Annotated in this window: 8 protein-coding genes; 1 reads left to right on the forward strand and 7 read right to left on the reverse strand. The window is 57.8% G+C overall.

The window, feature by feature from the left end:
• Positions 1 to 20: 20 nt before the first annotated feature.
• The 6 genes from H6G52_RS15900 to hrcA form a co-directional block, all read right to left on the reverse strand.
• Positions 21 to 353, reverse strand: coding sequence for a rhodanese-like domain-containing protein (locus tag H6G52_RS15900; protein ID WP_190354719.1), 333 nt, complete (start codon positions 351 to 353; stop codon positions 21 to 23).
• Between the two features lie 537 nt (positions 354 to 890).
• Entirely contained in the window at positions 891 to 2,315 is a 1,425-nt protein-coding gene (locus tag H6G52_RS15905; protein WP_190354718.1) for an NADP-dependent isocitrate dehydrogenase, read from the reverse strand.
• A 267-nt stretch (positions 2,316 to 2,582) separates the two neighbouring features.
• Positions 2,583 to 6,260: a Calx-beta domain-containing protein gene (locus H6G52_RS15910; RefSeq protein ID WP_190529555.1), complete on the reverse strand. Its 3,678-nt coding sequence runs from the start codon at positions 6,258 to 6,260 to the stop codon at positions 2,583 to 2,585.
• Positions 6,261 to 6,350: 90 nt separating this feature from the next.
• Complete coding sequence (locus H6G52_RS15915) at positions 6,351 to 7,178, reverse strand: sulfotransferase (protein ID WP_242026435.1); 828 nt, start codon at positions 7,176 to 7,178, stop codon at positions 6,351 to 6,353.
• Positions 7,179 to 7,498: 320 nt separating this feature from the next.
• The gene (locus H6G52_RS15920; RefSeq protein WP_190529559.1) at positions 7,499 to 8,452 is read right to left on the reverse strand and encodes a ribonuclease Z; all 954 of its coding nucleotides are present in this window, start codon (positions 8,450 to 8,452) and stop codon (positions 7,499 to 7,501) included.
• A gap of 145 nt (positions 8,453 to 8,597) precedes the next feature.
• Positions 8,598 to 9,728 carry a heat-inducible transcriptional repressor HrcA gene (hrcA, locus tag H6G52_RS15925; protein ID WP_099534280.1) on the reverse strand — a complete coding sequence of 377 codons (1,131 nt, stop codon included), beginning with the start codon at positions 9,726 to 9,728 and terminating at the stop codon, positions 8,598 to 8,600.
• Positions 9,729 to 10,103: 375 nt separating this feature from the next.
• On the opposite strand from hrcA, the gene dacB reads away from it, so the two are divergent.
• Positions 10,104 to 11,678, forward strand: a complete 1,575-nt coding sequence (gene dacB, locus H6G52_RS15930) for a D-alanyl-D-alanine carboxypeptidase/D-alanyl-D-alanine-endopeptidase (protein WP_190529561.1) — start codon at positions 10,104 to 10,106, stop codon at positions 11,676 to 11,678.
• 28 nt (positions 11,679 to 11,706) lie between these two features.
• Here dacB and H6G52_RS15935 read toward each other — a convergent pair whose 3' ends face one another.
• Entirely contained in the window at positions 11,707 to 12,909 is a 1,203-nt protein-coding gene (locus H6G52_RS15935; protein WP_190529563.1) for a glutathione S-transferase family protein, read from the reverse strand.
• Between the last annotated feature and the right edge of the window lie 201 nt (positions 12,910 to 13,110).

Genomic DNA, 13,110 nt, shown 5'->3' on the forward strand with positions numbered 1-13,110 from the left:
TCAGTAACTCCAAAGAAAACCTAGTAAAGGGGCACTGAGCGATCGATCTCTAGGGCATAGGCATGAATGCCGCCTGTGATGTTTTTCACGATTTGACAGCCCTTCCCTTCCAGCCACTGACACATTTGAGCTGATCGCAACCCGTGGTGACAGATCACCCAGGTTTCCTGATTAAAGTTCAGGATTGATTCGATCATGGTGCTCCATTGTTCGTATTCACTCAGGGGCAAATTAATAAATCCAGGGAGTTGCGACAAGGCCAATTCTTGAGGCTCCCGCACATCCACCAGTTGCACCAGACCGGTCGGTTCGCGTAAATAGGCTGCCAAATCTTGCACAGTCACGGTATCCATTAGCATTCGTTCCAAATCACGCTTCTGTTCAAAAGGGGCGAAAGACCGCAGCAAACTGCGATTAATTGAATTTGATCGAGATTGGCCGAGAAGAAAACCCTACGAAGGGATTCTTTATCACCATAACCCGACTTTTAAAAACAGGCGACTAATTGTATAAACCAGAACTTAACAGTGTCTTTTGTAGACGCTTCGGCCAATTTCAAAACAATTTTAAACAGCAAGCCGCTTTGAAATTCATTCCATTTGGGCTATGAAGTCATGGTTTATACCATCGATCAGCATTAAATAATCGCCCTTAAAAATCACCATCAAAGCCAGTCGCTTTGAGGTTCCAGGTTCCATGCTGATTAGTATTGATGGATTGGAAATTGAGATCAGGATTGGTCAGCCAGGCATGGCCATGACTGACCAGCAATTGATTAGGGAAATCGATCGGGAACCGATCGAGGCGGGGCCAAGGTCAGTCCTTCCGCAGCACAGCAGGTGATGAACCCACTGTTTTGGGAACGGATTCGCCCCTTGGCCCATGAAGCCCTAGCCGAAGTTTTTGATGATGGCGCTGGCAAATTCCGAGCACTTCAGCGGCGGATTGACAGGCGGCTCCATCTGTCGAGCCAGATCGTAGGTCACTTCTCGCTGTTCGATCGACTTGGCCAAACCGGTCTTAATCAGATCAGCCGCCTCTTGCCAGCCCATGAATTCCAACATCATTACGCCAGACAAAATCACCGATCCCGGGTTGACCTGATCCAATCCGGCATACTTGGGCGCAGTGCCGTGGGTGGCTTCAAAAATGGCTGCGTTGTCACCAATGTTAGCCCCCGGAGCCATGCCCAAACCGCCCGCGATCGCGGCGGCCGCATCGGACAAATAATCGCCATTCAGGTTCATGGTCGCCAGAATTGAATATTCATCGGGGCGAATTTGAATCTGTTGGAAAATGTTGTCAGCGATGCGATCGTTGACCATCACTTTTTCCTTCCATTGACCGTTGCCGTGACTGTCCCAAATGGCTTCCAGAACCTCGCGCACCTCTTGGCAAATGGCTTCCCGCTTTTCGGCGGGGTAGCTGTCATAGCCGGGGTCAATCAGCTTGGCGTTGTCCTCGATCGACAGGTCAGGATTCTTCTCTTTATTGCTCAGAATCCACGATTCCCGCTCAGTCACGCATTCGGCACGAAATTCACCGGTTGCCACCGCATAGCCCCAATCCCGGAAGGCTCCTTCGGTGTATTTCATGATGTTGCCCTTGTGAACCAAGGTCACGGCCTGTTTATTTTTGGGCAACCGCAGGGCGTTTTGAATTGCCCGACGGACTAGGCGCTGGGAACCGGTGATGCTGATGGGTTTGATGCTGATGCCGGAATCTAACCGAATCTGTTTATTTTTCAGTTCCGGAGTTTCGGGAATCAGTTGATTGTTCAGAAAGTCAATCAATTGATCGCAGCCAGGAGTGCCCTGTTTCCACTCAATGCCCAGGTAAATATCTTCGGTGTTTTCCCGATAGATAATCACGTCCAGTTTTTCAGGGCTTTTGTGGGGAGAAGGCGTGCCGTTGTAATACTTACAGGGACGAACACAGGCGTAGAGATCAAAAATTTGCCGCAGGGCCACGTTGAGCGATCGAATGCCGCCGCCAACGGGAGTCGTGAGGGGGCCTTTAATTGCCATGCCATATTCCCGAATGGCCGTGAGGGTGTCTTCGGGGAGATATTGATAGGTTCCGTAGACTTCACAGGCTTCGTCGCCCGCATAGACCTTGAACCAGGAGATTTTGCGCTGACCACCGTAGGCTTGTTCGATCGCCGCATCAAGCACGCGCTGGCTGGCGGGCCAAAGGTCAATGCCCGTGCCATCGCCGCGAATGAAGGGAACGATCGGGTTGTCGGGGACGATCGGTTGACCGTTTTCAAAGCGAATTTTTTCACCGACGGTGGGGGGCGTAATCTTGTCGTACATGGTTGCGCGAAAAACGGATTGGGGTAACTATACCGTGCGACTCGCAATTCGGCGGGTCATGGCGTACAGACTGGCGACTCTACCCCAATGGGAGCCGATCGCCCTGGGGGCGCAACAGGTCTAACACTTGGGCTGCCAGACGCTCTGGGCAGTCTTGGCAAGCATGACAGGCCAGGGGTTCAGGGTTTGTCGTCCAATCCCCAAAACCCTGGTTTTGCCATCCACCGACCATTGATCGTGCCTAGGACACGCGCCTAGGACACGCGCCTAGAACGGAGCTGGAGCCAAATCGGCCGCGGTCAGTTGGTTGGGCGTGAGGTTGGCGATTTTGGCGAGCAGTGTTGTGCCGTTGCTGAGGTTCAAGAAGCCGTTGCTAACCGAGAGTGAGAGCGACTCGAAAGCCACGCCTACGGGTAAGACCAGGCGATCGATTCCATCTTCAAAATCAAGAATCGTCTCAGTGCCTTCGCTAATCACAAAGCGATCGCTCCCCGCGCCGCCAATTAGGGTGTCTTCGCCCCGATCGCCGCTGAGCAGATCATCGCCATCGCTGCCAAACAGCCAATCAGCCCCCCGACCGCCAAAGAGCAGATCGTTACCCATTCCACCGCAGAGGGTATCCGCCTGTTGGTTGCCAAAAAGTGTGTCGTTTCCGTCACCGCCGCAGAGCAGATCCGTGCCTGACTCTGCCGTTTCCCCGGGCGTGCTGCGATCGCCAAAGATCACATCATTACCCGCACCGCCCAACACTGTATCTGCGCCCAGGTCGCCCGAGAGGAAATCATTACCTACCTCACCATTGAGCCAATCGGAGTCCCGACCGCCAAACAGGAAATCATCCCCTTCGCCACCAAAGAGATAATCCGTGCCCTGTCGGCCGCTGATCAAGTCATTGCCCGTCAGCCCCAAGAGATGGTCACTGTTGGGAGTTCCGGCCAAGGAGTCATTGCCCTCAGAGCCAGTTTTGGGAGAGATGGACTGGGGAATGGTGGGATCCGTCAACGTATCGCAGGGACAAACGGGCAGTGTCCGATCCGAAAGCGGCGTGGAATCGACGAGCAGTTTGCCAACGAGCGGGAGGCGATAGGATTGGGGTTCGCCATCGGTTTTGAGGACAAACTGTCCTGAGTAGTCGCCTGCTTTGCCACTGAGCTTGAGGGTGATGGGAACTGCCTGACCCGGCAGCACCACTTCCGGCAGCGGGTCAACCAAGCTGAATCCGGCGGGTAACTCCAAGCCCAACAACTTCAGAGGATTGGGGCTGAGGCTGGTGATCGTCAGGGTTTGGAAGGGATTGCCGCTATCTTGGTTATCCCCGAAGCGGACGGGAACATCCGTGGCGTTGAGCAGGGTGGGGCCGTTGTTGCCGAGGTTGATGGAGAAGTAAGCCGGAGCCGGGGGAGCCGCCACGATCGGGATGCTGGGCACAGGCGTGGGTGTAGGCGCAGGAGCCGGGCCCGGTGCGGGTGCAGGCGGGGCGGGTGGTACATCGTTGTCGGTGATGTTGGCCGTGATGCCGCCGACGGCGATCGCGTTGTAGTTGGTGTCGGCGCTGGTGGTGGTGTGGGCGATCGCCCCGGTATGGGGCCCCTCAAACACCGCATCATCCACGGCGGTGACGGTGACGGTTTGGGATATATTCCAGTTGGCCGGTGTGAAGGTGAGATTTGTAATCGATGTGCTGACTTGGGCGTTGGGAGCCAGATTCACCGTTACATTGCTCGTGGGCGGAGTGTTCAGCACCACGGCATAGGTGTCGGTTGCGCCGCCTTCGGCCACCGCGACAGTGGACTTGGAGAGGGTGACTCCGGCGGTGTCGTTGTCAGTGATGTTGGCCGTGACTGGAGCGATCGTTAGCGCGTTGTAGTTGGTGTCGGCGCTGGTAGTGGTGTGGGCGATCGAGCCGGTGTGAGCACCTTCAGCGACTGCATCATCCACTGCCGTGACGGTGACGGTTTGGGGCGTATTCCAGTTGGCCGTTGTGAAGGTCAGGGCTGGGCTGGAGGTGGTGAGCTGGGCATTGGGAGTCAGATTCACCGTCACACTGCCCGTGGGCTGGCTATTCAACACCACGGTGTAGGTGTCGGTTGCGCCGCCTTCGGCCACCGCGACAGTGGACTTGGAGAGGGTGACTCCGGCGGTGTCGTTGTCGGTGATGTTGGCTGTGACGCTGCCAACGGTGATGGCGTTGTAGTTGGTGTCGGCGCTGGTGGTGGTGTGGGCGATCGAGCCGGTATGAGCACCTTCAGCGACTGCATCATTCACCGCCGTGACGGTGACGGTTTGGGGCGTATTCCAGTTGGCGGTTGTGAAGGTCAGGGCTGGGCTGGAGGTGGTGAGCTGGGCATTGGGAGCCAAATTCACCGTCACATTGCTCGTGGGCTGGCTGGTCAACACCGCTGTGTAGGTGTCGGTTGCGCCGCCTTCAGCCACGGCGACGGTGGATTTGGAGAGGGTGACTCCAGCGGTGTCGTTGTCGGTAATGGTGACGTTCGCGGTGGTGGTTGTGCCGAGGGCGATGCCGCTGCTGGGGGTAGAAATCGTGAGGGTGGCGGTTTCAGTGCCCTCCACCAGGGCATCATCCGCCACGGTGAAGGTGACGGAGCCAGTGGTTGCCCCATCGGGGATGGTGATCGTGGTGTTGCTGAGGGTGTAGTCGCCAGCGGTGATGTTAGTGCCGGTCACGGCGAGGGCGACGGTTTGTGCGCCAACGACCGCAGCGCTGGCGGTGGCGGTGACGGTGATCGCAGTGGTGGCGGCTTCGGAACCACTGGTGCTGCTAACGGAGAGGTTGACCGTGGGCTGGGAGGTGCGGGTGATGGTGTCGCCGAAGAGGTCTTCGTTGTCTTGATTCGTACCGGAGGTAATGGATAGCGGGGCTGCACCCGCAACGCTGTTGTTGGCGGCGCTGCTGCCTGTAAAGGTCACGTTGTTCAGGGTGACGGCAGGTTTGCTACCGGGCATCCCTTGGTTGTTGCCATTGGAATTGGTGGTGGATTTCATGGCGAAGATCGCGCCACCGAGTCCTTGTCCAGGATTTACGCCCGTGCCACCCGTAGCTGTATTACTGGTGAAGGTGCTGTTGCTAATGGTTAGGCTGCCGGTGCGGATGAACACAGCTCCCCCCATGCCTGCGCCGCCGCCGCCGCTGTCCACGTCGTTGCCGCCACCGCCGCCGAAGCCGCCGCTACCGCCGCCGCTGCCACCGCTGCCACCACCGCCGCCGTAGCCACCGCGGCCGCCGTAGCCGCCACCGCCGCTATAGCCGCCGCCGCCACCGAAACCGCCACCGAAGCCGCCGCTGGCGCCGCTATAGCCGCCGCCGCCACCACCGAAGCTGCCGCTGGTGCTGTCGGCGTTGCCGCCGATGCCGAAGCCAGCTCCATAGCTGCCCAAACCACCATCAGCTCCGGTAACACCAGTGTTGGAGGCAAACAGGCCGCCGCCGCCGCCGCCGAAGCCACCATTCCCAAACATCCCCGCGCCGCCGGATGCCCCGGGTGTGAGAATGCCGCTATTTCCGCCTTGGGCTTGGTTGCTGGAGAAGGTGATGTTGCTAGCGGTGACTGCGCCGCCATAGATGAACAGCGCCCCACCCATGCCCGCACCGCCGCCACCTTCTCGGGAGCTACCCCCTTGGGCGCGTCCGTTGGTGAGGGTGAGGTTGTCCAGGGCGATGGTTCCCGACTTCACAAACAGGGGACGGAAGCTGCCACCACCGCTGATGGTGCGGGTTTCGATCGCGGGGGTGGCGGGGTCGTCGCCGGTAATCGTGATGTCGCTGTTCAGCAGCCGTTTCATCACCCCCGTAACGGTGACGTTGGTTTGCAGGATGATGCGATCGGCCCCCGCCGCCGTGTTGGCTTGCAGGATGGCCCAACTGAAGGTGTTGGCGGTTGCGCCGGTTCCGTCATCGTTTGCTTGGGTAACGAGAAAATCAGCCATGGTTGCCTTGAGTAGTGGGATTAGGGAAGCTTTAGGAGCCGATGACAGCGCCCCCCTAGGCAGTGTCATCGGCTGGTTTGTCCGTGAGGCTCAGGTCAGTAATCCGGGATAGAACAGCTCGTAGAACCAGCGATGGGTGTCTTGCAGTTCCGCTGCGATCCGGGGTGAAATGGGATGCACCGGGGGCGATCGCACCGCCCCAAAGGTCTGATGACGATATTTGAATCGGTAGTAGCTATCGGCTTCATGGGGCTGCACCGTCAGGTTTTGCGGGTCGATCGCCTGGGGCGACAGGCCCAACCAAGCGAAAATTTCCGCCATCACGGCCGCCGGTTCCTGCATCAAATGCTCAAACACGACGAAAAATAGGCGCTGTTGCTCCTGGGGCGATCGATCCTGCACCCCTTGGATGGCCCGCAGGGGACCGCCCACCACGCCAGCCGGTGCAAATAGGGCTTCGGCGCGGCCATAGGGCGCTAAATTCGCCAAATCATCGGGAAAATCGAGCCAGACGGTGCGGCGATGTTGGGCTTCGATCGAGCCGAGCACCTGACCGAGTTCCCGCACGCACACCAACATCCGGACTTGGGGATCTAGCTCAAGGGCTAATTCCAGTTGACTCAGCCAGCCGCGATGTTTATCGACCACGATCGGGCGATCGGTGTTCCACCAGGCGGCCGCAAAGGCCCGGCTCGATCGCGCCAGCCGTTGATAGGTGGAGTCAAAGTTTCCATCAAGGCGGGAGAGCAAAAACTCGCTGTCGCTAAGGTGACCGCGCAGGGCTTGCAATGCACCCAATAGCGGTGAACTCATGCGATCGCACTCAATCTCGGGATGCTCCGCTAAAAGCTGGCAAAGCAGCGTGGAACCGGCACGCGGCAAGCCAGTCACACAGACCAGAGCGCGATCAATAGTCAACTGGTCTGGGCGCATCTAAGGAGTTTGGTGACGAAAAATAGGACAGCCTTAAAAGTAATAACCCAAAGCTGACAAAAATCCGGAAATCAGGCGAGCTTTGAGGGCGATCGCTAATTCCTCACCAAACCATCAAAAACCACATCATCGAAATTAGCCACTCTAAGCTTGCACCTTTACCAAATCATTCAGAGTTTCTGGCTCCCAAGTTTTTTCAACAAGCAAGTTTAATAGCCCTAGCAATTCAGTCAGTCGCGATCGAAAAGTGCCTAGTCCGCTAGTCGTAGTGCGCGGCAACCTCATACCAATCGTCTGTCAGCTAACTAAGCCGAGGCCAGGTCGATCGCCCGGCGGCGGGGCACTTCATAGCTCCAAAAGTCCTTAGCCATTTCCGTGTTGGGAAAAATCATTCGGGCCTCGTTCAGCAAATCGTGAAAGTCGATCGCGTTGCCCGGGGCGTAGCGGGGGCTGAAGTGCGTGATGATCAGGGTTTTGACCTGCGCCGCCAAGGCCACTTGGGCGGCCATGGTGGTGGTGGAATGGAGCCGCTCAAAGGCCAATTGTGAATCCGCGTGGGCAAAGGTGGCCTCGTGGATCAGCACATCGGCATCCTGGGCTAGCTCGATCGATCGCTCACAAAACACCGTGTCCGTGCAATAAACCCATTTGCGTCCTGGTTCCGGCGGCGCACAGAGGGTTTGGCCGTCAATTGTGCGGCCGTCGGGCAGGGTGACGGTTTCGCCGCGCTTCAGACGGCCATAAACCGGGCCGGCGGGAATTTCCAGGGCCCGAGCTTTTTCAATATCAAATCGGCCGGGGCGATCTTTTTCCGTGACCGCGTAACCATAGGCCGGAACCCGGTGCTCCAGCAGTTGGCAATGCACCGTGAATTCGTCATCTTCAAAGATTTTGCCCGGTTCCACGGCGTGGACTTTGATGGGAAAAGAAAACCGGGTTTGGGAATAGCGCTGACAGGCTTTTAAATACCCCGATAAATCGGCCGGCCCGTAGAGATCGATCGGGTGAGGTTGCCCCGCGAGGCCAGAACTGGCCAACAATCCCATCAACCCAAAGATATGATCTCCATGCATGTGGGTGATGAAAATGCGGGTGATTTGGCTCGATCGCACTTCACTGCGCAAAAGCTGATGTTGCGTGCCTTCGCCGCAGTCAAATAACCAAGCTTCGGCCCGCTGAGGCAACCGCAACACCAAACTGGAAACGTTGCGCGATCGGGTCGGTACGCCAGAACTCGTGCCCAAAAACGTCACTTCCAAGATGGTCGCTGCTCCTGCGAATCGATCGCCCCTATCTTGCCACGGGCGGGGCCGTTCATTGCACCCGGAAGCGCCCCGGTCGATCGGGTCTGGCAACTACGCCCATTTCGCGTCTCAAGGGCTGATGCCCATGGTTTGGGGGCAATTAACCAGAGCTGTCGGGGTTGCCGATCGCCGGGTGGTAGCGACCTGCTAGCAGTTCCGATCCTGACGCGCCCATCACCTCGGATAGATAGTCGGCGGTGGCCCCCACGGCGGCGATCGCCCGATCGTAATCCAGCCGGGTCGGGCCCAAAATGCCCACACTGCCAAGGGGCGATAGACCGTTGCCGTAGAGGGAAGAAATGAGCGTGTAGCCCTGAATGGGTTCCCAGGGGTTTTCCATGCCAATGCGGATGCGCACCCGGCGCTCATCTTCTGGCTCATCAAAAATCAGCGACCACAGTTGATCCTGTTCCGCCTCCAGCAGATGAATCAGGGTTTGCACCTGTTGCAGCTCCGAAAACTCCGGTTGGCGCAACACCTCCGACACGCCGCTAATCAAAATTCGGGTGGCGATCGGGGTTTGGGCCCGGCGCGCCAAATGAATCAAGGCTTCCCGCAAGGCTTGGCCCCGGCGATCGAACTCCCGGCCCAGCTCATCCCAATCCAAATGGGCCACGGCCAAGAAGGAGTGATCCCGCAGACGAGCATCCAAAAAGTTCGACAGAATCACCAACTCCCGCTCCAGGGTTTCCGGATCCGGTAGGGGAGCCTCTTCGGTGTTCGGTAAGGGCACGATCGCGGAGTGGCTTTGGTAATCATCCGTTACCACCAACACCATCACCCGATCGACCTCCATGGGCAGCAGTCGCACATGGCGCACTTGAACCGTGCGGGTTTGGGGCAAGGCGATCGCCGCAATACAACCGCTGAGGCGAGCCAATAACTGGGCCGCTCCCTTCAGCAACACTTCCAAGTGGGGCGACGAAGCATCCAGGCGATCGCTCAGGAGTTGATTCACCTTTTGGGCTGTGCGATCGGACGGGACAGCGCAACGATCGACATAGACCCGATAGCCCGAGTCCGATGGGACGCGCCCGGCTGACGTGTGGGGTTGGTAGAGCAAGCCGGCCTTTTCCAAGGCCCCCATGGCATTTCGCACCGTCGCCGGACTCGCATCCAGTTGATATTCTTCCACCAGCACCTTTGACCCCACCGGCTCGGCCGTGGAGATGTAGTGACGGATGGTGGCGAACAAAATGCGCTCTTGGCGTTCGGTGAGCTGAAACTCCATAAATTAGGAAAAATCGAAAACGGCGATCAGTTGGATGGGGCAGTGAAAATGGGGGGCGCGATCGGGGCGATCGCCCTGGCAGAATGGCTACCAATGAGACCGGGCGGATCGATCGCCTAGCACTGGGCAGGCGGTTCAGAAGCTCGACTGCCTCCTATTGTAGGGGGCGGCGGCGGGAGCAATCTGTCATAGCTGCAACTTAGATCTGAATTGGATCTGGATTGGATCTGGATTGGATCTGAATTAGGACTTGACTAGGCGTTGAGTTAAAGCTGAGTTGAAGCTGAAGCCCGGTGCGCGAATTGCAGTCTAATGGACGGTTAACGAGCGTTTTCAAGCGAACATTACCAATCAATCTTGTCAATAAACATCGTCATGGACGATCGAATCAAGGGACGCTGGGCTGCTCAAGGGTTGGCGGCGATCGGGGCGATCGGGCTGTTGGGGGCTGGAGTTGCCGGGGCCACGGAGCCAGCCCACCCCCGTTGCTTGGCGGACTTGCCCTCCGCGATCGCCCAATGGCAACAGGATCCCCGCTGGGCCCGATCGCACTGGGGATTCCTGGCCCGCACCTTGGATCCTGCCAATCCCCAAACCTTGATTCAGGGGCAAGCTCAACAATTTTTTGTGCCAGCCTCCAATGCCAAGTTGTTTTCCACGGCGGCGGCCCTGGCGGCGTTGGGCCCCGAGTTTCGATCGCCCACGCGGGCCTATTGGCGACCCAAAAGCGCCACCCAACCCCGGCCCGCTTGGTGGATTGTGCCCGGTGGTGACCCCACCATCACCCACCAACAACTCCAGGCTTGGGCCGATCGCCTGGCGACCTTGCACCCGCCCACGGAGGCGCTGGATGTGGTGGTGTTCGATCGCTCAGAAACTCCGCCCAGTTGGGAATGGGATGATTTGACCTATGGTTACGCTCCCGTGGTGAACCGGGCCATGGTCGATCGCAACGCCGTTTCCTTGACCTTTCGCCCCCAAGTTCTGGACGGTGCGCCGAGTTTGGAAGTGCAAACCCAAGAGCCAGTGGAAGGGTTGTTGAATTGGTTTCAGCCTCGGGGATTTCAGGCTTTGCCGGCCGACGCGGAACCCACCTGGCAATTGCAACGCGATCGACAAACGGGATTGATTCTGTTCACTGGGGGGCTGCCCATGGGCACATCGGCCCAAGCGGAAGTGGCCCATCCCAGACCGGGCCAACAATTCGCTTGGCTGATTGCCGATCGCCTGTCGGAGCAATTTTTTCGCCAGGTGCGATCGCGCCCGTTGGCGGCCCCGCCGCCACCGCCGACCGTGAATTGGCAGCGATCGCCCTTGGAAGTGGCCCCCCTGCCTGCCCCTGCCTACGATCGGTTTCGGAATCCGCCCGTTGTCCCGATCGTGAATCTGCGGAATCCGCCCGGGCCCTTGGGACAGCCCACGGCGGAACTGGCATCCGCCAATCTGGCGGCGGTGATTAGCCAGGTGAACCAAGCCAGCGATAACTTGGGGGCGGAGGCCCTGTTGCGTTGGTTGGATCCCGATCGCCCCATGGATCGGCTCACAACCGTTTTGACTGATTTGGGTTTGGATCCAACGGCCTATCGGCTGATGGACGGTGCGGGCCTATCGCGCCAAAACCTGGTTAGCCCCGAGGCGATCGTGCAACTGCTGACGATCATGGCTCGATCGCCCCATGCCCAGATTTACGAAAATTCCCTGCCGATCGCGGGGGAAGCCGGCACGTTGGCCAACCGCTTTCGGGACACTCCCCTAGAGGGCCAGTTACTCGCCAAAACCGGTACGCTGACCGGCGTGGCGGCCCTGTCTGGCTATCTGAACCATCCCGAATGGGGGCCCGTGGCCTTCAGTTTGATGATTGACCACGCCAACACCCCCACCCGTGACCTGCGGGCCGCGCTGGATCAGGTGGTGCTGTGGCTGTATGGGGCGCGATCGTGTGCCAACTGAGCCATTCCCAACCGTCTTGGATTCATCCTCAGCGCAAAAAATTCGCTGGATCCTGATCGCGGCGGTGCTTGGTAGGAATCGGTGGCCCCTGGCGATCGCCCGCCAAGGCCGCCGTCGCCTCCAGGGCTTCACGCAGATATTTCGCCGCATAAATCGACATATCCCGAGGCACGCTGATTCGATCGCGCAGATATCGCAACGCCACATCCGACCCCGACGGCGGCACACAAACCTCACCCGTCATCATCCGAGTCAGGGCACAGCGCAACGCCTGATCCACCAGCTCATCGTGACTGGGATTCACCCGAATTAAATTCGCCCGATGCTTCACCATCCGAAATAGGGCCTCCGATCGGGCCGTGTCTGGCTCCTCATAGGTTGCGTCCGGCAAGCCCAACCAAGGGCCATGATCCACCTTGGTTTGATTGATCGCAGTTTGTGGATCTTGGTTTTCCCAACAGCCGCCCATTTGTGGCGGCAAATCATGGGCATGGGTATGAAAATCGCTTTGGGTTCCGCGATAGGTCGATCGAGTTTCCATCGCCGCAAACCAATCTTTCAAACGGGGATTTTCGTCTCGTAATGAATAGCCTTTGTAGTAAAACAAGCTGGCATTCATCCGCTCCACATAGGGCGTGAAAATCACATCTGCCGTACTGAATTGATCTAAAAAATAAGGACCAGGAGTTGCCGCCAAGGCCGCCTCAACGGAGGTCACCACCTCCAGAAATTGCCGCCGGTTTCGAGCCTCCTGCTGCTCAGACAAGGTTGGATAGCAAAGCCAGGAACACCAAGCCCGAAACAGCAACCGTTCCAAACGGCGCAAAGGCAACACTAGTGCCGACTCCATGCCATAGACCAATGGCCCAAATGCCTGCTCCAAAGCCAGCAAAATATCATCACTTTCCGTGATCAAATACCCATCTAGTTCCAGGGCTGGCAACATGCCCGAGGGCACTTTTTGCTTATACCATTGCTCCTTTTGGCCATAGCAAAACATCGTGACCTTTTCGATGCGGTAAGGAATTTGCTTTTCCTCTAGCCAAAGCCAAACCTTTTGGCAATAGGGACACCAAGCGTGGTGATCGCGATAGAGCGTGACGCGGGGTTCAGCGTCTGGCTGCCCAAAGAGTCGCAATTTTGCTTGGGAATTGGTGGGCCCATGGACTAAGTTCGGTTGCCATTGGGTCAGCGCTGCTAGATCAGTCCAAGATAGGGGGTCGCGGGTCATGGTTGGTGATGTAGCAAGCCTATTCAAGGTTTCATTCAGTTCTAGATTAGGATATGCAGCCCGGTTTGATAACGTGAAACATACCCAAATTTAGTTTTGGGCTTTTTTGGGCTTTTCTTTTTTGGGCTTTTTCAATATCTGCTGAAGTATTGGTGACTGAGCCTTTGCCGTAGGCCCTTGGTGTTGCTCTAGGGGCTTGAT

The organism is Limnothrix sp. FACHB-881, from assembly GCF_014698135.1.
Taxonomy (GTDB): domain Bacteria; phylum Cyanobacteriota; class Cyanobacteriia; order CACIAM-69d; family CACIAM-69d; genus CACIAM-69d.

Coding starts and splice junctions, on each gene's coding strand:
- H6G52_RS15900 (WP_190354719.1), bottom strand. CDS start 353: ATGGATACCGTGACTGTGCAAGATTTGGCAGCCTATTTACGCGAACCG.
- H6G52_RS15905 (WP_190354718.1), bottom strand. CDS start 2,315: ATGTACGACAAGATTACGCCCCCCACCGTCGGTGAAAAAATTCGCTTT.
- H6G52_RS15910 (WP_190529555.1), bottom strand. CDS start 6,260: ATGGCTGATTTTCTCGTTACCCAAGCAAACGATGACGGAACCGGCGCA.
- hrcA (WP_099534280.1), bottom strand. CDS start 9,728: ATGGAGTTTCAGCTCACCGAACGCCAAGAGCGCATTTTGTTCGCCACC.
- dacB (WP_190529561.1), top strand. CDS start 10,104: ATGGACGATCGAATCAAGGGACGCTGGGCTGCTCAAGGGTTGGCGGCG.
- H6G52_RS15935 (WP_190529563.1), bottom strand. CDS start 12,909: ATGACCCGCGACCCCCTATCTTGGACTGATCTAGCAGCGCTGACCCAA.